21 protein-coding genes are annotated in these 22,734 nt (G+C 64.1%); 14 read left to right on the top strand and 7 right to left on the bottom strand.

Annotated features, from left to right (window positions below):
• Positions 1-7 precede the first annotated feature (7 nt).
• Positions 8-754, bottom strand: coding sequence for an amino acid ABC transporter ATP-binding protein (locus tag P3T42_RS01195; protein ID WP_074301633.1), 747 nt, complete (start codon positions 752-754; stop codon positions 8-10).
• A 107-nt stretch (positions 755-861) separates the two neighbouring features.
• Complete coding sequence (locus P3T42_RS01190; protein ID WP_253190185.1) at positions 862-1,716, bottom strand: amino acid ABC transporter permease; 855 nt, start codon at positions 1,714-1,716, stop codon at positions 862-864.
• Positions 1,717-1,935: 219 nt separating this feature from the next.
• Here P3T42_RS01190 and P3T42_RS01185 point away from each other — a divergent pair, with 219 nt between their 5' ends.
• Positions 1,936-2,844: a LysR substrate-binding domain-containing protein gene (locus P3T42_RS01185; RefSeq protein WP_074299234.1), complete on the top strand. Its 909-nt coding sequence runs from the start codon at positions 1,936-1,938 to the stop codon at positions 2,842-2,844.
• Between the two features lie 15 nt (positions 2,845-2,859).
• Here the strand turns inward: P3T42_RS01185 and P3T42_RS01180 are convergent, their stop codons facing one another.
• Together P3T42_RS01180 and P3T42_RS01175 are read right to left on the bottom strand one after the other, a co-directional pair.
• Complete coding sequence (locus P3T42_RS01180; RefSeq protein ID WP_074299235.1) at positions 2,860-4,260, bottom strand: MFS transporter; 1,401 nt, start codon at positions 4,258-4,260, stop codon at positions 2,860-2,862.
• A gap of 22 nt (positions 4,261-4,282) precedes the next feature.
• Positions 4,283-5,008, bottom strand: a complete 726-nt coding sequence (locus P3T42_RS01175) for a type IV pili methyl-accepting chemotaxis transducer N-terminal domain-containing protein (protein ID WP_429304929.1) — start codon at positions 5,006-5,008, stop codon at positions 4,283-4,285.
• Positions 5,009-5,633: 625 nt separating this feature from the next.
• Between P3T42_RS01175 and P3T42_RS01170 the strand changes: the two genes are divergently transcribed.
• The 7 genes from P3T42_RS01170 to P3T42_RS01140 all read left to right on the top strand — a co-directional run bounded on the left by P3T42_RS01170 (position 5,634) and on the right by P3T42_RS01140 (position 13,026).
• Positions 5,634-7,106, top strand: coding sequence for an MDR family MFS transporter (locus P3T42_RS01170; RefSeq protein ID WP_074299237.1), 1,473 nt, complete (start codon positions 5,634-5,636; stop codon positions 7,104-7,106).
• Positions 7,107-7,576: 470 nt separating this feature from the next.
• A complete protein-coding gene (locus P3T42_RS01165) occupies positions 7,577-8,143 on the top strand; it encodes an acyloxyacyl hydrolase (RefSeq protein WP_074299238.1) in 567 nt (188 codons plus the stop codon).
• A 163-nt stretch (positions 8,144-8,306) separates the two neighbouring features.
• A complete protein-coding gene (locus P3T42_RS01160) occupies positions 8,307-8,672 on the top strand; it encodes a hypothetical protein (RefSeq protein WP_074299239.1) in 366 nt (121 codons plus the stop codon).
• Positions 8,673-8,846: 174 nt separating this feature from the next.
• A complete protein-coding gene (locus P3T42_RS01155) occupies positions 8,847-10,184 on the top strand; it encodes a TAXI family TRAP transporter solute-binding subunit (RefSeq protein WP_074299240.1) in 1,338 nt (445 codons plus the stop codon).
• Positions 10,185-10,343: 159 nt separating this feature from the next.
• Complete coding sequence (locus P3T42_RS01150; RefSeq protein WP_216352731.1) at positions 10,344-11,735, top strand: cytochrome ubiquinol oxidase subunit I; 1,392 nt, start codon at positions 10,344-10,346, stop codon at positions 11,733-11,735.
• A gap of 68 nt (positions 11,736-11,803) precedes the next feature.
• Positions 11,804-12,802 (top strand): cytochrome d ubiquinol oxidase subunit II, encoded by a 999-nt coding sequence (gene cydB, locus P3T42_RS01145; protein WP_074299241.1) that lies wholly within the window; start codon positions 11,804-11,806, stop codon positions 12,800-12,802.
• A gap of 20 nt (positions 12,803-12,822) precedes the next feature.
• Entirely contained in the window at positions 12,823-13,026 is a 204-nt protein-coding gene (locus P3T42_RS01140; RefSeq protein ID WP_429304928.1) for a hypothetical protein, read from the top strand.
• Positions 13,027-13,063: 37 nt separating this feature from the next.
• Here P3T42_RS01140 and P3T42_RS01135 read toward each other — a convergent pair whose 3' ends face one another.
• From P3T42_RS01135 to P3T42_RS01125, 3 genes are read right to left on the bottom strand one after another with little or no spacing between them, the layout of a single operon-like run.
• Positions 13,064-14,419, bottom strand: a complete 1,356-nt coding sequence (locus P3T42_RS01135) for a sensor histidine kinase (RefSeq protein WP_074299245.1) — start codon at positions 14,417-14,419, stop codon at positions 13,064-13,066.
• 53 nt (positions 14,420-14,472) lie between these two features.
• Positions 14,473-15,174 (bottom strand): response regulator transcription factor, encoded by a 702-nt coding sequence (locus tag P3T42_RS01130; protein WP_429304927.1) that lies wholly within the window; start codon positions 15,172-15,174, stop codon positions 14,473-14,475.
• 10 nt (positions 15,175-15,184) lie between these two features.
• Complete coding sequence (locus tag P3T42_RS01125; protein ID WP_429304926.1) at positions 15,185-16,003, bottom strand: MipA/OmpV family protein; 819 nt, start codon at positions 16,001-16,003, stop codon at positions 15,185-15,187.
• A gap of 196 nt (positions 16,004-16,199) precedes the next feature.
• On the opposite strand from P3T42_RS01125, the gene P3T42_RS01120 reads away from it, so the two are divergent.
• The 6 genes from P3T42_RS01120 to P3T42_RS01095 all read left to right on the top strand — a co-directional run bounded on the left by P3T42_RS01120 (position 16,200) and on the right by P3T42_RS01095 (position 22,722).
• Positions 16,200-16,544: a hypothetical protein gene (locus P3T42_RS01120; protein ID WP_074299252.1), complete on the top strand. Its 345-nt coding sequence runs from the start codon at positions 16,200-16,202 to the stop codon at positions 16,542-16,544.
• A 301-nt stretch (positions 16,545-16,845) separates the two neighbouring features.
• Entirely contained in the window at positions 16,846-17,166 is a 321-nt protein-coding gene (locus P3T42_RS01115; protein ID WP_429304925.1) for a hypothetical protein, read from the top strand.
• Between the two features lie 223 nt (positions 17,167-17,389).
• Complete coding sequence (locus P3T42_RS01110) at positions 17,390-17,788, top strand: hypothetical protein (RefSeq protein WP_074301635.1); 399 nt, start codon at positions 17,390-17,392, stop codon at positions 17,786-17,788.
• Between the two features lie 118 nt (positions 17,789-17,906).
• A complete protein-coding gene (bamA, locus tag P3T42_RS01105; protein ID WP_429304924.1) occupies positions 17,907-20,222 on the top strand; it encodes an outer membrane protein assembly factor BamA in 2,316 nt (771 codons plus the stop codon).
• Between the two features lie 229 nt (positions 20,223-20,451).
• Entirely contained in the window at positions 20,452-21,174 is a 723-nt protein-coding gene (locus tag P3T42_RS01100) for a response regulator (RefSeq protein WP_074299255.1), read from the top strand.
• A 255-nt stretch (positions 21,175-21,429) separates the two neighbouring features.
• The gene (locus tag P3T42_RS01095) at positions 21,430-22,722 is read left to right on the top strand and encodes an efflux RND transporter periplasmic adaptor subunit (RefSeq protein ID WP_074299257.1); all 1,293 of its coding nucleotides are present in this window, start codon (positions 21,430-21,432) and stop codon (positions 22,720-22,722) included.
• Positions 22,723-22,734: the final 12 nt, after the last annotated feature.

Below are 22,734 nucleotides of genomic sequence, written 5' to 3'. Positions count from 1 at the left end.
GACGGCGTCAATCGCGAAGGTTCGAGATGAAGCGCCTGCTGCGCTCCGTGCCGCCGCCGTTGAAAATATGGGCGGGCGAGCCTTGATCGACGATGCGTCCGCCATCCATGAACACCACACGATTCGATACCTTGCGGGCAAATTCCATTTCGTGCGTCACGACGATCATGGTGGTGCCGGACATCGCCAGTTCCTTCATGACGTCGAGCACTTCGTTGACGAGTTCGGGATCGAGCGCGCTGGTCGGCTCGTCGAACAGCATGACTTCGGGTTCCATCGCAAGCGCCCGCGCAATCGCCACACGCTGCTTCTGGCCACCCGAAAGCTGCGCGGGATAGTGATCGATCTTGTCGGCAAGGCCGACGCGCGCCAGCAGATAGCGGCCGCGCTCGACGACGTCCTTGCGCGCCGCGCCGCCGACGATGCGCGGTCCGGCGAGCACGTTGTCGAGCGCCGAATAATGCGGAAACAGGTGGAAGCCCTGAAAAACCATGCCGAAATAGCGGCGCTGGCGGTCGAGCTCCTTCTTGGGCAAACGGATGCGGCGAGCGCCGCGCATCTCGGTTCCGAGTACTTCGCCCTTAAAGGACACCGTGCCCGAATCGATCAGCTCGAGCATGTTGATGCAGCGTAGCAGCGTGCTCTTGCCGGACCCCGACGGTCCGATGATCGCCACGACGTCGCCCTTGTTCAGCGAGAAATCGATGGCGTGCAGCGCGGTGAAGGTCCCGAACGTTTTGGTGGCGGCGCGCATCTGCAGCAGCGGCGCGCGGCCCACGTCGCCTGGATGACCTGGATGGCCCGGATTATCCGGATGATCCGGATGATCCGGATGGCCGGCAACGCTGGCGATGTCCATGACTAGACTCCCTTGCCGAAGCGGCGTTCGAGAAGACTCTGCCCGCACATGGCGAGGCTCGTGAGAAACAGATACCAGAGGCAGGCGACGGTCAGGAGCGGGATGGTTTCGAAATTGCTCGAGTAGATGAGTTGCACCGTCGTCAGCAGTTCGACATAGCCGATCACCGAGGCAAGCGACGTATTCTTGAACATGGTGATGAGTTCGTTGGCGAGCGGCGGAATGATCACGCGCACCGCTTGCGGCATGACGACGTGCCACATCATGCGCAGGTCGCTCATTCCCATCGCCTTGCAGGCTTCGCGCTGGCCTTTGTCGACGGCGCCCAGGCCACCGCGAAAAATCTCCGCACTATGTCCGCCCAGATACAACGCCAGACCGAGCGTCGCGGCGCTGAAACGCGAGATGAGGTGGTTCGTGTCGATGTCGAACAGGTTCGCATGCAGGAACGGCAGCGGCAGGTACAGGCGTGGAATCAGCGCCGAGAGGAAGAACAGGAACAGCAGCATGGCGAGCGCCGGCGTGGCCCGGATGATCCAGATATAGACGTAGGCCGCGCCGCGCAGCACCGGGTTGTCCGCCATCCGGCAGGCCGCCACCACCACGCCGAGCGCGAGGCCGAGCACGCTCGCGAGAGCGGTCAGGATCAGCGTGTTCGCCAGCCCCGCCAGCACGCGCCTGTTGAAGAAGTAATGCGCGACGACGTCCCACTGCCAGCGCGGATTGTCGATGACCCACTCGTAGAACAGAACCAGCGCAATGCCGAACAGGCCATACCAGAGCCAGTCGGATTGCTTCGGCCGAGCGTGGATGCGTAGATCGACGGGGGGCTCGCCTTGCTTGTCGATGCAAGCCATGGGCGGCTCCTGTAGATAGACGGTTTCTTCATGCATGCGTTGATACGCCCTGGTAATGAAATAAGCGCAAACCCTCATCCGAACATAAAAAGCTATGGACTGGTCTTGCCGGCTGAGGCCCTTAAAAATCAGGCATGCCCGAACAATAGGAAGTCAAAATGCGGATGGAAAATTCTTTTTTTTGCGAATACGATAATATTTTGTTATAGGGTCGACGCCGTGAAAATTCGCCAGCTCGAGGCGTTCCGCGCCGTGATGCTTTGCCAGACCGTGACGCGCGCCAGCGAGATGCTGCATATTTCCCAGCCGGCAACCACGCGCCTGCTGGCGGATCTCGAAGAGTCCATCGGCTTTGCGCTGTTCGAACGTGTGAAGGGCCGGCTCTATCCGACGGTGGAGGCGCAAGCGCTCTATGAGGAAGTGCAGCGCTCGCTGGCCGGAGTCGACCGGATCGCGCGGGCGGCGGATGAAATCAGGGACCTGCGTCGTGGCACCTTGCAGATCGCGGCGGCGCCGGCGATTGCGTTGTCGTTCCTGCCGCACGCGATTGCCGACTATCTGAAAACGCGGCCCGAAGCCCACGTCTCGCTCGCCGTGCATTCGTCCCGTACGGTGGTGGATATGGTGATCGGCCAGCGCTGCGACGTCGGCTTCGCCATCCTGTCGATGAGCCGTCCGAGCGCGCACGGCGAGCGGCTGATTTCCACTCGGATGGTGTGCGCGTTGCCGGCAGGACACCGGCTATGCGCGCTCGAAACGATCCGGCCGGCGGATCTGGCCGGCGAGCGTTTCGTCGGCCATCCGCGCAGCGTCGAATCGCGCATCCAGATCGATGCGTTGTTTGCCGCGCATGGGGTCGAGCTGAAACGGCAGATGGAGACCCAGGTGTCTCACGCGATCTGCGCGTTCGTCGAGGCGGGGGCCGGCGTCTCGGTGGTGGATGCGCTGAGTGCCTGGGGCTATCGGGGCACAGGCGTCGTCTTCAAGCCCTTTGAACCCAGCATCACCACCGACTTTGCGTTACTGACGCCGTCGCAACGGCCGGCCCCGTTGTTGCTGAAGTCGTTCGCCGCGCATGTGCGGGCGTTCGCTCTGGCGCAACTCGGCCCCAGTGTCGTTGCCGAGTAGCAGCAGAGCCTCACCTCACACTCCACTATCCGCCGTCACACCGGCCGCTGAAATCGGGCTCGCAACGACGACACTCTCGCCCGGCAGCGCCCATTTGAGCCAGCGCGCACGATGCAGTGCGACGAGCGCAAACGCGAGCGCCGACAGCACGCCGAACGTCGCGAAGCCCATCTGATAACTGCCGGTGCTTTCCTTGGCCATGCCCATGATCACCGGCAGATAGAAGCCGCCGATGCCGCCGGCCGCGCCGATGATCCCCGACATCAGACCGGTCTTGCCCTTCCAGCGCTGCGGCACGAGCTGGAAGGTGGCGCCGTTGCCGAGTCCGAAGCACAGATAGGTGGCGATTAGCAGCGCGATGCCGGCCGGCAGCGGCGGCATCCACGCGGCGAACGCGAAGTCGCACAGCGAGATGCCGGCAAGCAGCAGCACCAGCGCCCGCACGCCCGAGATACGATCGGCGATCAGGCCGCCGACCGGACGCACCAGCGCACCGGTGAACGCGAGCAGCGACATGAACAGCCCCGCTTCGAGCTTGGGCAACTGATACAGCGACACCAGCAGGGTCGTCACATACGACGACATGCCGACGAAACCGCCGAACGTGATGCTATAGACCAGCATCACGACCCACGTATCGCTCTCCGCCAGCACGCTGCGGTAGTGCTTCGGCAACACCGCGATGGCGAGCAGCGCACCCAGCACGGGCAAGAGCAGCACGCCCGTTTTGCCGCCGCCGAAGACACCCGCATGCACGGCCAGCACCAGCACGATCAAGCCGACGAGCGTGATGCAGAAGCTGCGCAAGGCGCGCGGCGCGCTGCCCGATTTGGGCCCGAGGTCCTTCGCCCAGAAAAACAGTGCGACCGCCGCGAGCGCCAGCAACGGCAGCGCCGCTCCTGCAGCCTTGGCCCAGCCGAACTGGTCGGCGAGACTCGGAAACAGGAAACCGTCCAGCACCGCGCCAATGTTGCCGGCGGCGGCGAGACCCAGCACGAGCCCTTGCACCTTCGGCGGATAGTTGCTGCCGGCCATCGGCAGGGCCACGGCAAAACTCGCGCCGCCTACGCCGAGGAACACGCCCAGCACCAGCAGCATCACATAGGACGGCGGCGTCGGCGATAACAGCAGGACAACTGATGGTATGGCCGAGAGAGCCACGCCAAGCAACGCAATGCGGCGGCCGTCGTAGGCCTGGTACAGATTGCCGAGCGTCACCCGCAGGATGGCCGCGCCCAGCACCGGGACCGCGACGAGGAAGCCCAGTTCGGCGGGCGACATCGCGATGTCCTTGTGGATGAACGGCGCCAGCGGGCCGAACATCACCCATACGGTAAAACCGGTATCGAAGTACAGAAAGCAGGCTAGCAAGGCGCGCCAGTTGCCGCTTGCCAGCGATTTGAATAGATGTTTCATGGTCTCTCTCGCAGGGTGAAGGCTATTGAAGGGCGCGGTCGGCACGGGCATGCCAACCTTGAGACGGCACGGCGCGACGCGCTGAGGTCCCGCTCGCGCCGCTCGTATCGACGACGCTTTGAATCAGCTCGTCCATCTCTTTGATGATGTCGGCGAGCACGGTCGTGATCACCGCGAATTCGCGGCCGAATTTCCCCGCGCGCGCGGCCGAGATGCGCGCATTGAGCGCGACGATATTGGCCTGCATCGAAATGTTGCCAAGCCGCTCGGCGATATCCACCTGGCGTTTGGTGGCGGCGGCTTCGACGCCGCGCATCTCGTGCTGATAGGCAAGCGTGATTTCCTGCAGCAATTCGAGCAGCGGAGTCGCCTGGGCGACCAGTGCATCGACCTGGGACTGCCGGTCGTCACCGCCCGCGGCAATGCTCAAGGCGGCGCGTTCAGCCTGCGCGACGAACTGCCGGATGCGCTCGTCGGCCCGGCCTTTGCCGAAGTAGACCTCGCGCAGCGCCTCGGAAAACACGCCGGGCAAGCGCTCGTTGCCGTGCACGAGCTCGGCATGCGCTTGCGCGAAGCTGGCGAGGCAACTCTTCAGCACCGCCAGCGCGGCGGCGTCGCCCAGCGCGGCGAGCAAGGCATGCAGCACGATGCGTTGCGAGAGCATGCGCTGCCGGCCCGACAGGTTGATAAGCTCGCCGATGACCGGTCCAGAGACGGCGTCGAGGCTTGAATTGGTCTGCTGTTTCATCGTGAACGTGGCTAGCCCTGCAGCGTGGATCCATTCGCCGCGCGGCCCCTTGCGGGAATCGCGGTGAGACGTGGTGCGCGAACGAAGCGCAAAAAAAAAGCGCCCCGAGTGCCCAGCACGCGCGCCGATTGCTCGGTGTGCTTCTGGGTACCCGGGACGCCGTTGTCCCTGCGGGCCGCCTCAAACGGGCGACCCCTCAAGTGTCAATACGATGAGGCCGCCGTTGACCTCGGTGCGTTGCAATGCAATAGACATGCCATGCGACCGCGGGCGGTTGCGCCGGCAACGATATAAGCGCGTCGACGCGGCGCCCGGACGTTGAGGCAAAGCGCCGCCGCACAAGGCCGGACGCTTTACCGGAGAGTGCTTTCGGAAAGAACTTTGAGCCGGCAAAAGCAGCGTTTCCGCAACGCCGTCGGCGCGCGCGGCACCGGACCAGCGAGCGCCTTCGCGGCGCGGGATGAATTGAGTTGGTGCAAGGTCGTGGTGCGTCGCACCATCATATGGCACCGCGCGGATGCCCAACCTGGCATGTCACCGGGCAAGCAGCTCCTGCGACGACGCGGTAACATCCGTACTCGCGCTTAAGCAAACACTGCGTAGCGTCCCAGTCCATAAAGACGGCATGTCACAGCACCCCAAGACAGTTCGACCCCTCGTCATCGCGTCGGTCATGGCATCCATGGCGATGGTCGCGATCGAAGCCACCATCGTCTCCACTGCGATGCCGCAGATCGTCACGCAACTCGGCGGCCTGCATCTCTACAGTTGGGTTTTCTCCTCCTTCCTGCTCGCGCAGACGGCGATGACCGTGGTGTTCGGCAAGCTCGCGGACCTGTATGGCCGCAAGCCCGTCGTCCTGATCGGCATTGCCATCTTTCTGGTGGGCTCGGTGCTGGCCGGCTTCGCCTGGTCGATGCCGGCCATGATCGTGTTCCGGCTGATCCAGGGAATCGGCGCCGGCGCCATCCAGCCGGTCACGCTGACCATCGTCGGCGACCTGTACCCGGCCCGCGAACGCGGCAAGATCCAGGGCTATCTCGCGAGCGTGTGGGCCATCGCGGCCGTGGTCGGCCCCATGGCGGGCGGCCTGCTGATCCGCGACCTGTCGTGGGCGTGGATCTTCTGGATCAACGTTCCCATCGGCCTCGCTTCCGCCGCGGGCTTCATCGCATTCCTGCACGAGCACGAGAAGCACGAGCGCCCGTCTATCGATATCGCCGGCGCGACCCTCTTCACGGTGTCGATCGGCGCGCTCATGATGGGGCTCACCGACGCCGGCACCTCCAGCAATGCGCTCGTCGCCTTCGAGTTCGCGCTGTTCGTCGCCTGCGGCGTCCTGTTCGTGTTGCAGGAACGCCGCGCCGCCGATCCGATGATTTCGTTTGCGCTGTGGGGCCATCGGCCCATCGCCGCGTGCAACGTCGCCACCGTGCTGTCGGGCATGGCGCTGATGGGCCTGACCAGTTTTCTGCCCATGTATGTGCAGGGCGTGCTGGGCCGCTCGCCGGTGGTGGCCGGTCTCGCGTTGACGATGATGATGGTCGGCTGGCCGAGCGGCGCGACGCTCGCGGCCCGCTCGTTCCATCTGCTCGGGCTGCGGCGCACGCTGATCGGCGGCAGTCTGTTCCTGCCGATCGGCGCTGTGTGCTTCGCCATCCTCGCGCCGGACAGCAGCCCGGTGCTGGCCGGTGTCGGCTCGCTGGTGATGGGCTTCGGCATGGGGATCGTCAGCGTCAGCTCGCTGATCCTGATTCAGGAGATCGTCAAACCGTCCGAGCGCGGCAGCGCTACCGCGTCCAATCTGTTCTCGCGCAATCTGGGCAGCACGCTGGGCGCGGCCATGTTCGGCGCGGTGCTGAACTACGGGCTGGCTCACTCGTCCGCCGTCGGCGCGGTGACCGCGGACCAGCTCCGGCAAATTCTCGACGCGGCGCCGGGCAATACCGCGAGCGGCGCAGCCGTGCGGTTCGCCCTGCATCAATCGCTGCACCTGACCTTTGCATCGATCCTGGTGATCTCGTTCCTGTCGGTCGTCTCGGTGATGATCGTCCCGGCCATCAAGCTAAGCCAGGCGCGGGCGGCCTCGGCAAACTGAAGCGTCGTCGTGAATGGCAATCCGCATCGGCACCTTCACTGCACGATCTTCGCAGGTCGGATAGACTGCAAATACAGAACGACACCATAAGGGCAATACGAGGCCTGAAGATGCGCGAGGCGATTCACGCCACCGCATCTCGCGCCAGCCATTGCCCCGCATTGAATTCAATTCTCTGACAAATATGCGAATGGAACCTCGAGACAGCTCCATCCCGATCGTTGCGGAATATCCCACACTCATTTGCCTTCAGGCCGATATTCCGCGCCCCCGTATCGCGTTTGAATGCCGTTCGTCATTCAAACGCCCAATCCATTCCATGTGTGTCCCGCTGCACAGCTAATGCGAGCGAAGGCCCGTAGCGTGGTAACGCGTGCAATGGTTGCAACGCAACGATGTATGGCGCTTGCATGTGTGTCTTAAGAAAAAAGCTTCTGCAATAACAAGTCACTCAAGTGGTCGGAAATCCCATGCGATCGAATAACAGGTTCCTGAAAAGAAAGTTTATCCGCGCCCTCGCGCTTTGCGCGCTAACAGCCGGCTCTGCCGCGGCTCATGCCGACCAGTTTGGTGTACAGATTGCCGGCGGCGTCGCCGATCATGATATAAAAAAGGCCGATATCGGCTTGGTCTGGGATCCAGGTTTAAGCTGGTGGGAAATCGGCGGGTATCACTTTACGGTGGTCGGAGAGGCGCACGTTGCCTACTGGGACATTCGCGAAAGCGACGCGGCCCATCCGGACATCTGGGAATTCGGCCTGACCCCGATGTTCCGCTTCATCAAGAGTGCGGGCTGGTTCCGTCCGTATATCGAAGGCGGCGTGGGCGTACGCCTCCTCTCGCATGTGCGGGAGACGGACGACCGCACCTTCTCGTCGGCGTTCCAGTTTGCCGACGTAATCGGCGTCGGCGCCCAGTTCGGCGCGCGTCAGCAGTATCAGGCCGGGTTCCGCTTCCAGCATCTGTCGAACGCCGGTCTGGAACATCCCAACCCCGGCGCCAACTTCAGCGAAGTCTATCTGCAATACAACTTCTGATCGCCGCGGCCGCACGCCCCGCTGCGGCGCCGGCACGCCGGCTTGCCCCTGCAAGCACAAGGTGTTCCTGATTCCGCTCAGCGCGTGCTATCGTTGTGTTGCAGCAAAGGACGGTTCACGCACCGTCGGGAACCGAACGCAACTCATCGTAGCGAGTGTCGCCATGAGTGATGTACGCCTCCATCTGAGCCCACGCGATCGCGTGGAACTGCTGTGCTGGCTCACCTGCGGGAGCCTCGGCGCCTATTACCTCAATGAGACCTGGCCGGAACCGGCCTTTCACGTGCAGGCGGCTCACAAGTGGCTTGACCGGCACTTACGGGAAGCTGACTGGCTAAGCGTGGCCAAACTCTCCGCCCTCGCGCTGGAGATTGCGGGGCGGCACGCGCGCTTTGTCGAAGCGGAGTGGGCGCGCGACGCCGTCGAAGAAATTCTCGATACCGACGACCTCAATTTTCAGGCGCGCCTCGTCACCCAGGTGCTGGCCGACTGCCAGTACGCGCTGTCGGACAAGCGTATTGCGGACTGAGCACAAAGAGAGACGTTGTCGGCAAGACGGCCGCGCCAGGGTTTTCACGTAGCCGGCTATGGATCGTCTGCGTCTTTTTTAAGCCATCCTGAATAATAATCTCGGGCCGGTCAATCGTGACACGCCCCGCCCGGCCGGCTGCAAGACATGCGCCGCCCTCCGAACCGAGCTCACATGAGACATCATCGCCCGCGTCCTCCGACCTTCCCCGGCGAGCATTCCCATGCCGATCTGCGCGACCTGACCTTGACGTTCGCGCCGATTGCGATCTTCGTGGTGGTCGTCATCACGCTGGTGGTGTGGCTGGTGGATCCGGCGCCGCCGCATACGATCACGATGAGCGCCGGCCCGCACGACAGCTCGTTCCTGCTCGCCGCCGACGAATACAAAAAGATCCTCGCCCGCAACGGCGTGACGCTCAAGGTGCTGGAATCGGACGGCTCGCTGCAAAACCTGCAGCGCCTGCTGGACCCCAAACAGCATGTGGATATCGCGCTGGTGCAAGGCGGCGTCGCGGATGGCCTGGCCGCGTCTTCCCTGATGTCGCTCGGCAGCGTGTTCTATGACCCCATCGTGGTGTTCTATCGCGGCACCGGCATCACGCGCCTCGCGCAACTCGAAGGCAAGCGGATCGCGATAGGCCGCGAAGGCAGCGGCACCCGCGAGCTGGCGCTCAAGCTGCTGGGAGCGAACGGCATCGCCCCGGGCGGCGACACGCCGCTCCTGCCCGACGACGGACTGCAGGCCGCAACCAAGCTGGTCTCGGGCGAGGTCGATGCCGCCATCCTGAACGGCGATTCGGCCACCCGCGCCTTGATGCTGCGGCTGTTGCGCGTGCCCGGCATCTCGGTGATGGACTTCGAGGAAGCCAGCGCCTATACGCGCCTCTTTCCCTATCTGGATGAGATCGACCTGCCGCCCGGCGTGCTCGACCTGCGCCACCGGATCCCCGCCGACACGGTCCACCTGATCAGCCCGACCGTCGAAATCGTCGCGCGCACCAACCTGCACCCCGCCATCTCCGATCTGCTGATCGAAGCCGCCCAGGAGATTCACGGCATGCCCGGACTCCTGCAACACGCGGGACAATTCCCCAGTCCGGTCGCGCGCGAATACCCGATCAGCGAAGATGCGCAGCGCTACTACAAGACCGGCAAGAGCTTTCTCTACCGCAATTTGCCGTTCTGGCTGGCAAGCGTCGGCGACCGCACGCTGGTCCTGCTGCTGCCGGTCGCAGTGCTGCTGTTTCCAGCCTTGCGTCTGATTCCCGCGCTGTATCGCTGGCGCGTGAGGTCGCGCATCTATCGCTATTACGGCTCGCTGATTGCGATTGAACGGGAAGCCTTGAAGGCGCCCTCGGAAGCGCAACGCGAGGCGCTGTTCCGTGAACTGGATCAGATCGAAGAGTCGCTCGACAGCCTGCGCATGCCGCTCGCCTACGCCGACACGTTTTACGTATTACGCGAGCACGTCGGCTTCGTGCGCGCCCGCCTCGCCCAGGGCAATCCATAAGCGCCGGCGTCACGGGCCTTCTCACCGCTCACGACAGCAAGCAGTAAGCAGTGAGCGAACGCAGGTTAAGGGCAGCGCGGCGAAAAAACGTGTATGTTGCCTAGGTGCAACGGGGATCGCTCCGCCAACCCGACCCGCCCTCGTCTTCCGGAGACCGCAATGATCAACCTCAGCGCGCTGGATCTTTCGCGACTGCAGTTTGCTTTCACGGTGTCGTTTCACATCATTTTCCCTGCGATGAGCATTGGCCTCGCCAGCTTCATCGCGGTACTCGAAGCGGCCTGGCTGAAGACCGGCAAACTGCACTACAAGGAACTGTGCCTGTTCTGGTCGAAAGTCTTCGCGATCGGCTTCGGCATGGGCGTGGTGTCGGGCGTCGTGATGGCCTATCAGTTCGGCACCAACTGGGCGGGCTTTGCGAAATTCGCCGGCCCCATCACCGGTCCGCTGCTCACTTACGAGGTGATGACCGCGTTTTTTCTGGAAGCCGGCTTCCTCGGCATCATGCTGTTCGGCTGGGATCGTGTGGGGCGTCGCGCGCACTTCGGCGCCACCCTGCTGGTGGCCATCGGCACGCTGATCTCGACCTTCTGGATTCTCGCCTCGAATAGCTGGATGCAGACGCCCCAGGGCTTCGCGGTCGAGAACGGCCACGTAGTCCCGCTCGACTGGTTCAAGATCGTCTTCAACCCCTCGTTTCCGTACCGGCTCGCGCATATGGCGATTGCCGCCTTTATCGTCGGCGCGCTGCTCGTCTCGGCCGCCGGCGCCTGGCACCTGCTGCGCGGCCGGCGCGATCCGGCGGTCAAGACCATGTTTTCGATGGCGCTGTGGCTGCTGCTGGTGCTCGCGCCAGTCCAGGCGCTGGTGGGCGACCAGCACGGCCTGAACACGCGCAAGTACCAGCCCGCGAAGATCGCCGCCATCGAGGGCCTGTGGGAGACGGAACACGGCGGCACCGCGCTCAATCTGATCGGCTTTCCCGACATGCAGGCTGAAGAGACGCGCTACGCGATCCAGATTCCGCATCTGGGCAGCCTCATCCTGACGCATTCGTGGGACGGCGAAATTCGCGGGCTGAAGGAATTTCCCAAGGAAGACCGGCCGGATTCGTCGGTCATCTTCTGGACCTTCCGCCTCATGGCCGGCCTCGGCATGCTGATGATCCTGCTGGCCGTGATCGGTCTGATCCTGCGGCGCGGCGGCCGCCTCTACGAAAGCCGCCTGTTCCAGTACTGCATGCTGGCGATGGGTCCGGCCGGCTTCATCACGCTGCTGGCCGGCTGGGTCACGACCGAAATGGGCCGCCAACCGTGGGTGGTGTACGGCGTGTTGCGCACGGCGCAAGCGGTGTCGCCGGTGACCCAGCAGGACGTCAGCGTGTCGCTGATGATCTTCGTGATCGTCTACTTCCTGGTGTTCTGCACGGGCATCTACTACATCCTCAAACTGCTGCGCATCGGACCGCCGTACGACGATGCGGCGCCACGCCCAACGCCGGGCGCCGATGCGAACAGCAGCGGCCGCCGGCCGCTCGCCGCGGTCGAGTAACGCGGGCGGATACAAGAGGCGGCAAGCGGCGGCAAGCAGGACTCCACTCACCTGAACCGGAGCACAGCATGGACGTGACGACTATCTGGGCCGCGATCATCGCACTCGGGCTCTTCATGTATGTGGCACTCGACGGCTTCGATCTCGGCATCGGCCTGATCTTTCCATTCTTTCCGGACGACGTCGAACGCGACCTGATGATCGGCACCATTGCGCCGGTGTGGGACGGCAACGAAACCTGGCTGGTGCTGGGCGGCGCCGCCCTGTTCGCGGCGTTTCCGGACGTGTATTCGATCGTGCTCTCGGCGCTGTATCTGCCGATCGTCACCATGCTCGTCTGCCTGATCTTTCGCGGCGTCTCCTTCGAGATTCGCGAGAAAGCGACCCGCACGAAGAACCTCTGGAACCTCGCGTTCATTGCCGGATCGGCCGGCGCGTCGTTCTTTCAGGGCGTGATTCTGGGCGCTTACCTGCAGGGCATTCCGGTGGCGAACGGCGTGTTCGCCGGACCGTCGTTCTTCTGGCTCACGCCGTTCAGCCTGCTGACCGGCTTTGGCTTGATGGCTACTTATGCGCTGCTGGGCGCCTGCTGGCTGATCATGAAAACGCAAGGCGACCTGCAGCGCCGCCTGCACGAGGTGGTGCGGCCGCTGACGATCGTGCTGCTCGCCTTCATGGTGGTGGTCTCGATCTGGACGCCGCTCACCGACGCGAAAATCGCCCAGCGCTGGTTCGATTCGGGCCTGCTGCACCGCTTGCTGCCGGTGCCGTTTCTGGTCGCGATCACCGCGCTGTTCATGTTCCGCGCGTTGCGGCGCCATCACGACAACACGCCGTTTCTGCTGGCGCTGCTGCTGATCCTGCTCGGCTATCTCGGCCTGCTCGTCAGCATCTGGCCGTATGCGATCCCCAACGTCATGACGCTCCAGGAAGCGGCTGCGCCGCGCTCGAGCCAGCTCTTCACGCTGGTGGGCGCGGTCGTCATTCTGCCGGTGATCCTCGTGTACACGACGCTTGGATATCACGTGTTCCGCGGCAAGTCCGCACCCGGTGCGAAGTATCACTAAGTATGTCGAGGTGCGTTGCCATGCGACTCTCCTGGCGCTCGACGCCACACACGTCAAACACGTCGGCCACGCAGCAGCCGCAAGCGGATGCGGCGGCGACGCAGCCCGCTCACGGCCGGCTCAAGCGTGTGCTCTGGTTCGTCGCGCTGTGGTGCGCGGGCGTCACGGGCGCGATGCTGCTTGCACTGCCGTTCCGTCTGCTGATGCAGGCCGCCATGCACTAGGCGGCGGCGCGCTTCACCTGAGCTGGGACTGTGACGCCTAGGTCCAGACGATAAAGCGCGTCCCCGAAGCCAGACTGCTGACCGTCAGCCGCCATTCGTGGGCCACGGCGATTTCCTTGCAGATGGCGAGTCCGAGGCCGGCGCCATCGTGCCTTGCACCGGGCGCGCGCCAGAACCGCTTGAACAGGTAGGGCAGATGTTCCTCGCGGATGCCGGGCCCCTGGTCGATCACTTCGATCGACACAGCGCCGATGACGAGCCGCACCACGCTGTTCGGCGCGGACACGTTGAGCGCGTTTTCAACGATATTCTTCAGCAGGATGAACAGCGCGCTCCGGTCGGCCCACAGCGTAGCGGGGGCGTCGGCGGTGTCGAGTTCGAGCTTGACCTGCTTCGCCGTGGCCTTGCGCTCGAGATACGCCAGCACGTCGCGCGCCACCTCGGCGGTGCTGATTTCGGCAAAGGTGAAATTCTGCGCTTCGCTGACTTCGGCCAGATGCAACAACTGCCGGACCTGGCGCGCCATCAGGTCGATCTCGCGCAGCAGCAGTTCCTTGTCCGCGATTTCGGGCTGCAATTCGATCTGGCCGCGCACCAGCGTCAGCGGCGTCTGCAGTTCGTGCGCCGCCGAGGCGAGAAACTGCTGCTGCACGGTGAAGCCGTTTTCCAGTCTGCCGAGCGCCGCGTTGAAGGCGTGGATCAACGGCTTGATCTCGCTCGGCACGCCTTGCAGGGACAGCCGCGTCTTCAGGTTGCGCGGCGTGATCAGCGCGGCCGCGCTCGAAGCCTCCCTAAGCGGCTTCAGGAGCCGATGCACGGTGACCGTCAAGGTGAGCCCGAAAATGATGGCCGCAATGAAGGTGATGGTCCTGACCGTGGCCGGAATCTGCTTCACCTTCGAGCCGATCATCGCATCGACGAGGCGCGCGCTGGTCGCGGTCTGGGCATAAAAGAGCGACGATCCATGCTGGACCGGCAGCGTCATGATGTCGAACGGCCTGCCGGCAATCGCGACCCGCTTGCTGGTCTCGACGATCGCGGCAGGGTCGCCCTGAATCCAGGGTCTCCCGTCCTGCGCACCGGTCGAGGCGAGCAACACGTGACCCGTTGCATCGAGGACACGGTAGCGGATCTCCGTGGGCGCCGCGGCGAAAATCCAGGCCAGCCTCTCGGGCAAATTGACGGACACAGGCCGGCCGGCGCCGTCAAAACCGACGCCGCTCGCGACCTGCAGCGCCTGTTCCTTCTGTTCGTGGCGCCCGAGCATCTGCTCCGGGAAGTGATTGAACGAGTAAGTCACGACCATGGCGAGCGCGCTCAGCGTGAGCGCCAGCGCGACGATGCTGGTCACCCACAGGCGCGCGGACAGGCTTCGGATCCAGTGATTCAGCATGGCGAATGAGCGTGACAAAGAGGCATGGCAAACGAGCGTGGCAAACGAGCGGCTCAGGACGGCGGCGCGCCGCCCGACCCGGCGCCCGCCTGCAGCGCGAAACCCGCGCCACGGAGGTTGGCCAGACGGATCGTGGTGCCCAGCGCCGTCAACTTCTTGCGCAGCCGATGCACGGTGACTTCCAGCGCGTTGGGCGTCACCGCTTCGCCGAGGCCCCACGCGGCATGCTCGAGGGTCGCATGGCGCACGGTCTGACCGGCCGCCTTCACGAGGCACAGCATGATCTGCAGTTCGGCCTGCGCGAGCGGCACCGAGCGGCTGGCACACCGCATGGCGTGCTGCTGCGGGTCGACGGTGAGGTCGGCGAATGCCGCCACCAGCGCAGTCAGCGCCGCCGGCCGCCGCATCAGCGTGCGCACGCGCGCCACCAGTTCGCTCATGGCGAACGGCTTGGTGACGTAGTCGTCGGCGCCGCTCTCGAGACCGTCCACCCGGTCGTGCAGCGCGTCGCGCGCGGTCAGCATCAGACAGGGCGTCATCTGGCCCGCGGCGCGCAAGCTGCGCAGAAACGCGAGGCCGTCGCCGTCCGGCAAGCCGCGATCGACGATCAGCACGGCGTACTCGGCCCGGCTCACGCCGTAGCGGGCCTCGGAGACGGTGTGGAACAGATCGGCTTCGATGCCCGCGCCCGCGAGCGCCTGCCGCACCATCTCCGCGAGGCGTTCGTGGTCTTCGACAATGGCAACTCGCGACATGGCGCTGCGCTCAATTGAATTGATAAATGTAGCCGAGCCGGGCTGCAGGAAGGTAGCTGCGTCCGACGATCGGACTGTCGGTGACGCCGCTCGTGAAATGCGACACGCCAACGTCCAGCACCACCTTCTGACGGCGCGTGATGCTGTAGTTGACCCGCGTGCCGACCGACGTGTCGTAGGCCGCGCGTCCCGTGTACTCGGGACGCCCTGCCCGCGCCTCCGACGCCTGCACGCCGTAATAGTAATCGACGTAGTCGCTGCTCAGCCATTCGACACTGGCATACGGTTCGATGGAATAGCGGCCGAGATCGAACGATTTGCTGAAATCGAGCTTGGCCCGTTCGCCACGGTTGCCGCCCAGCAGATAGTCGGCGGAGAGCGTACCGAAGGCGCTTTTCCAGGCGAGCGCCGGGCCGTACCAGAACGTGCCGTTGCGGTTCTGCATGCCGTTCAGGATCGGCGCGTCGTCGTTCCGGTAGCCGTCGCCGACGGCGTAATCGCCGCGCAAGGCGACGCTCACGTTGTCCCACTTGCCGATCTTCAGGTCGATGGTCGTGCCGAGCGCGTGGATCCATTTATTGTCGAACGAGATCAGCGGAATCGGCGTGAATTTCGTATCGCCGCTCTTGTACGGCGACGCCGCCACGCCGGCGCCTACCCCGAGGCCCCAGTGCGTCACGTTGGTGGCGTTGCTGAGGACGGTGAAGCCGGAATCGTCCGCGCTGGCCTGCGCGTCGGCGCCGCCGTCGGCCCATGCGCTCGCCGTATGCAGCAGGACGGACGCCGCCGTCAGCAGCACAGGATACGCGCGACAAAAAGTTCTTTTCACAGTCGTTCCTAAAGTGATGGGATGAGACGGTCTCGACTTTAGGGGCGGCTGACTTACCGCTTACTTACTGCTTATTTACCGCGCTCGTCGCAGCAGCCGGCAGAAATCGCCGGACAGCGAACGCGCCAGTAAGTGCCGGGTAAGCCACGCGCATGCAACATGCACGGCTTGTCCCTCTCACGGCAAGGTCTTGCCCATGAAACCTCGTATTGCGACCGCGCTGCGTGCCCATTTCGTGCTGTTCTCGGTGTCGGCAGGGGTCGCAGGCGTCGTTTGTCTTGGCCTCATCCTGCTGCTCGGCATCGGCGACGTCGACACGCCGGCATCGACCTATCTGGGTGGCATGCTGCTCGTCGCGGTCCTGATCATGCTGGTGTTGCGCCGGCGCGCACGTCACGCGTTCGATGCCGCGGAACGGGCGCGCAAGGTTCAGTTGCACGAACGACACGGCCTCGAGGAAGCATCGATTGCCGACGACTGCGCGCAACCGTGGCTCGTGCAGTTGCATCTCGAACTGCACGGCCATCATTGCCGGAATTGATGGCGCGCCCTTGCAGTTCGCCTTCACCGTTCGTCCCCACCGCGAGGCACGCCTGCCACGCGCAAACGGTTTTGCCGCGCCGCCGCCGCGCTCGCGCCGCGTTGCAAGCGGCTTACGCTTATTACCATCCGTTGCGGCCGGCCGGCGACCTTGCACCTCAACAGCAGGCGCCACGCGCGACATCGGTCGAGGCGCGCGAATACGGAAAATTTCAGCGGTTAATCTTGTTGCACTTACGTAACTCAAGACGGAAAACATAGGACTACAGTAAAACCGTCTTCCCCCTCATCTGGAGGTCACCATGAAAAGCAAACTGTTAGTTAGCCTCGGACTCGGGGCACTCATCCTCGGGGCGTCGCAAATGGCCAACGCGGGCGTCTCGATCGGACTCAACCTCGCGGTGCCGCCGGTCTACGTCGCGCCTGCCCCTGTCTACGTCGCACCCGCGCCGGTTTACGCGCCGCCGCCTCCGCCGCCCGTGGTCGCCTATCAACCGGTGCCGGTGGCCGCGTATCAACCGGTGGTCGCGACTTCCTTCGTGATCGGCTGGCACGGCGGTCAGTACTGGGACGGACGCCGCTGGTGGTCCCGTCATGACTGGTACGCCCATCGCCACTGGTAGAGCCACCGAAAGCCGCTGAAAGCCGCCGGCAGGCCCGACCCGAGCCGGCCCGACCCGCCCGCGATCGTCGCGCAGTGTTACGCGCGCGTTCGCGGGCGAGCCGTTTCCCGTAGCGCTTCCGCTATCTCCCTCCGCTGAAAGGAAGAATCGGTAATCCGTAGGTAACCACGAGCGGCACCCGCTCACCTAGACTCGCTCTCCAATGTTGTTCGGGAGCGCACTCATGTCACAGCCGGTTGCCCTGGCGATTCATTCCCTGCATTCCTTCGAGCTGACCGGCGACGGTCAGTACCTGATGCTCAAAGGCAATCAGCCCGACAGCATCGCGTTGCACTACACGGTCATGCATGAGCTGCTGGCGGCCATCTCGAACGCGATTGGCTGGTCGGAGCGGGTTCGCCAGAAGAAGGACGACGTGAAGTTCGCCATGCCGTGCGAAGCGTGGGCCGTCGGCAAGGACAAAGGCGAGGCGAGCCACCTTCTGCTGACGTTTCGCTTGCCGGGCGGCGCTGAACTGTCGTTCCGGATGCATCGCGCCGACGCGCGCCATATGACCGAGGTGCTCTCGCTGGTGACGGGTCTCGCCAAGGTCAACGAAGCGCCCGGCGTACGCCTGCAATAGCGCCGCCGTGCTCCCCGACGACCCGAAAACAAGCTGTCCAAAACTGCCGTCGCACATCAGACATCCGCGAAAGATGCGTCTGCGATCCTCCTATTGTGTGTCTCTCCTGTCAGCCTGTATGAACTTTGAAACACTATCGGCCCGCTGCGCCCGTGCGCTGACATTGGTCGGCCTGAGCGTCTCCTCGGTCTCGGCCTTCGCCACCACGCCGTTCGTGGTGCGGGACATCCGGCTCGAAGGCTTGCAACGCGTCGAACCGAACACCGTTTTCTCGTACCTGCCCATCAAGCAGGGCGACACCTTCACCGACGACAAGGCTTCCGACGCCATCCGCGCGCTCTATGCGACCGGCTTCTTCAACGACGTCAAGATCTCGAACGAAGGCGACGTCGTCATCGTGCAGGTGCAGGAACGCCCGGCGATCGGCACGATCGACTTCGCAGGCCTCCACGAATTCGACAAGGACAACCTGACCAAGGCGTTGAACTCGGTCGGGCTCTCGCTCGGCCGTTACTACGACAAGTCGCTGGTCGACCGCGCCCAGCAGGAGCTGAAGCGCCAATACCTGACGCACGGCTACTACGCCGCCGAAGTCACGACCACGATCACGCCGATCGACCGCGACCGCGTCGGCCTGCTGTTCTCGGTGATCGAAGGACCGAGCGCGAAGATCCGCCAGGTCAACCTGATCGGCAACAAGGTGTTCAGCGACAGCACGCTGCACGACGAAATGCAGTTGTCCACGCCGAACTGGTTCTCGTGGTACACGAAGAACGACCTGTACTCGAAAGACAAGCTGACCACCGACCTCGAGAGCCTGCGTTCGTACTATCTGGATCGCGGCTACCTCGAGTTCAACATCGATTCGACCCAGGTCTCGCTATCGCCGGACAAGAAGGACATGTACCTCACGCTCACGATTCACGAGGGCGAGCCGTACACGATTTCAGGCATCCACCTGTCGGGCAACCTGCTGGATCGCGAAGCCGAGCTGCAGAAGCTGGTCAAGATCAAGCCGGGCGACGGCTTCTCGGCCGCCAAACTGAAGGCGGCCACCAAGGCGATGGTCGACAAGCTCGGCGAGTACGGCTACGCATTCGCCACGGTGAACGCGCAGCCGCAGATCGACCAGCAGCATCACACGGTCGACCTGACGCTGCAGGTGGATCCGAGCCGCCGGGTGTATGTGCGGACCATCAACATCGTCGGCAACACCCGCACGCGCGACGAAGTGATCCGCCGCGAAATGCGCCAGCTCGAAAGCTCGTGGTTCGACTCGAGCCGCCTCGCGCTGTCGAAAGACCGCATCAACCGGCTTGGCTACTTCACCGATGTCCAGGTCACCACCGTGCCGGTGGAAGGCACCGCCGACGAAGTCGACATCGACGTGAAGGTCACGGAAAAGCCGACCGGCTCCCTCACGCTGGGTCTCGGCTACGGCTCCGGCGAAGGCCCGATCATTTCGGCGGGCATCTCGCAGGACAACGTGTTCGGCTCGGGCACGAGCCTCGCGCTCAACGTCAACACGGCAACCACGTTCCGCACGCTGACCGTGACCCAGGTGGACCCGTACTTCACGGTGGACGGCATCAAGCGCATTACCGACGTCTACTACAAGACCAGCGAGCCGCTCTATTACTCGAACGTGACCGATACGAGCTTCCGCATCATCACGCTCGGCGCGGACCTCAAGTTCGGCGTGCCGTTCTCGGAGTCGGACATGGTCTACTTCGGCACGGGCATCGAGCAGGACCGGCTCGACGTCGATGCGACCACGCCGCAAAGCTATATCGACTACGTGAACGACTTCGGCCGCGTGTCGAACAACATTCCGCTGACGATAGGCTGGTCGCGCGACAATCGCGACAGCGCGCTGGTGCCGAGCCGCGGTTACTTCACCCAGTTCAACGCCGAGTACGGCACGCCGATCGCCACTACGACGTACTACAAGGCCGATCTCCAGGCGCAGTATTACTACTCGTTTTCGAAAGGCTTCGTGCTGGGCCTGAACTTCCAGGGCGGCTACGGCAACGGCCTCGAAGGACAGCCGTATCCGATCTTCAAGAACTACTACGCCGGCGGTATCGGTTCGGTGCGCGGCTACGAGCCGAGTTCGCTGGGTCCGCGCGACGCGACCACCGGCGACCCGATCGGCGGCTCGAAGATGGTGGTCGGCAACGTCGAACTGACGTTCCCGCTGCCGGGCACCGGCTACGACCGCACGCTGCGCGTCTTCACCTTCGTCGACGGCGGCAACGTCTGGGGTTCGGAAGGCAGCAGCACGGGCGCCAACGGCTTGCGCTACAGCTATGGCGCCGGTCTCGAATGGATTTCGCCCATCGGCCCGCTCAAGCTCGACTTCGGTCTGCCGATCGTCCGGCACGCCGGCGACCAGTATCAGAAGTTCCAGTTCCAGATCGGCACCGCATTCTGACGCGGCTGCCAGCTTCGCGACAGGCCGCGCCTCTTCGATGCGCGGCCTTTTGCATTTCTAACTAATCGCTTTCGTCGCATTACGTTTAACCGACATGACGCCACTGTATCTTTCGGATCGGACCGAACCGTTACCGTAGATTACGCAGCGCCCTCGTAGTAACTCCTCGCAATCTCTTCAACGCTCGCGATGTGCGGCGAGGCCGCCCCGGCACATTAAACTCCCACGCATGGCTATCCAAATTCTGGTTGTCGACGACGACGCCGATCTGCGCGACCTGCTGCGCAACTATCTGGGCGGTGCGGGCTTCGAAGTCTCCGTGCTGCACGATGCCGCCGCGCTGGAGCGCCGGCTCGAACGCGAACGTCCCGATCTGATCGTGCTCGACCTGATGATGTCGGACATCGATGGCCTGACCGCGCTGCGCAAATTGCGCGCCACCGGCGACGACCTGCCGGTTATCATCCTCACCGCCAAAGCCGACGACGTGGACCGGATCATCGGTCTCGAGCTGGGCGCGGACGACTTCCTCGCCAAGCCCTTCAATCCGCGCGAGTTGCTGGCCCGCATCCAGGCGGTGCTGCGGCGCCGCACGTCGCCGTCGGCGGCCGCGCCGGAACATCGCGAACCGTTCAGCTTCGGCGGCTTCATGCTCGACTTCCAGTCGCGCACGCTAAGCCAGCGCGGCCGGCCGATCATGCTGCCGGACAGCGTGTTCGCCTTGCTACGCATCTTTGTGGACCATCCGCTGCATGCGCTTAACCGGGAGCGTCTGCTCGAATTGCTGCACGGTCCGCAATACGACGGCACCGACCGCGGCATCGACGTCCAGGTGTGGCGCCTGCGCCGCATCCTCGAAGCCGATCCGTCCGCGCCGCGCTTCATCCAGACCGTGCGCGGCCGCGGCTATATGTTCGTCCCGGCGGGCACCGCGCAGGAGGAGTCGTCATGACGCCGCCGCAACATCGCACGCAACGCTGCGACTCCGTCAAACCTTTGTCAAAGAGCGGCTCGATGGTGACAACGGACAGTAAACGTGGCACTTTGCGCAGTTGCGACAAATCCTGCTTTCCTGCTCCGGCCCGCTACCCCGAAGCGGGCACATGAACCGGTCCGCACAGGCAGTGCCAGTAGTTCTTGCCGGTCCGGCCAGGTTGGGCCGGACCAAACCAATCTTCAATAGCAATAAAAGTTTTCGGAGAAGAATATGAGCGAAGCCGTGTCCACGAAGCCGAAGCGCTCGCGCCTCAGGCTCGTCCTGATCGCGGTCATCGTGCTGGTGCTGATTGCAGTCGTGGTCCTGCACGTGCTGCACCAGAAGAAGCCGGTGCGCGGCGCGCCGCCGCAAGTGGTGACCACGGCCGCCGCGACACTCGGCTCGATGCCGGAAACGCTGAGCGAACTCGGCACGGTAACGCCGACCGCGACCGTCACGGTATTGCCGCAACTGAGCGGCTATCTGACCGCCGTCGGGTATCACGAAGGCCAGGACGTGCAGAAAGGCCAGTTCCTCGCCCAGATCGATCCGCGCCAGTATGAGATCGACAAGCAGCAGGCCCAGGCCACGCTCGCCAAGGACCAGGCCTCGCTCGCCCAGGCCCGCTCAGACCTCGCGCGCTATACGCAGTTGAACGAGCACAAGTCGATCGCCGAGCAGACCTTCGTCGACCAGCAGTTTCTCGTCCAGCAGGACGAGGCCGCGGTCAAGTCGGACCTCGCCAACATTGCGCAGTTCGACCTCGATCTGACCTATTGCCGGATCACCGCGCCGGTGTCCGGACGCGTCGGCCTGCGTCTGGTCGACCCGGGCAACTACGTGACGGCGTCGTCCTCGCCGGGCATCGTGGTGATCACCACAATGAAGCCGACCACGGTGCAGTTCACCGTGCCGCAGGACTCGCTCGCCAAGGTGCTGCAGCGCATGGGCACCGGCGCCGACCTGGCGGTCACGGCCTACAGCAGCGACAACTCGAAGGAGATCGCCACCGGCACGCTGTACGCGGTGAGCAACCAGATGGCGACGGCCACCGGCACGGTGACCTTGCGCGCCACCTTCGCCAACGACGACGAGGCGCTGTTCCCGAACGAGTTCGTCAACGTCAAGCTGCTGGTCGACACGCTGCAGAACGCCGTGCTGGTCCCGACACCGGCGGTGCAGACCGGCGCGCCGGGCGACTATGTGTACCTCGTGAACCCGGCCAACAGTACCGTCTCCGTGCATAAGGTCACGCTGGGACCGAGCGACGGCAAGAACACCGTGATTGCGTCGGGCCTGTCCGCCGGCGACGTCGTGGTGACGGACGGCACCGACCGCCTGAGCGACGGCGCGCCGATCAAGGCAGCGGCTGCACGGCCGGCCTCGGGTGCTTCCGGCGCCGAGGCAGGATCGGCGGCGCAAGCGGGGGCCGCGAGCGGCGCCCATGCCCATCACAAGCGGCCCCAGGGCGGCGCATCAGGGGCGTCCGGGGCCTCTGCCGATTCAGCCGACGCAGCTTCGTAGAAGCGGACCCAT

It is taken from the genome of Paraburkholderia sp. GAS38 (assembly GCF_050434965.1).
Lineage (GTDB): Bacteria > Pseudomonadota > Gammaproteobacteria > Burkholderiales > Burkholderiaceae > Paraburkholderia > Paraburkholderia phenazinium_A.
Note: the sequence above shows the minus strand (reverse complement) of the source record. Positions and strands in the feature narration are given on the sequence as shown.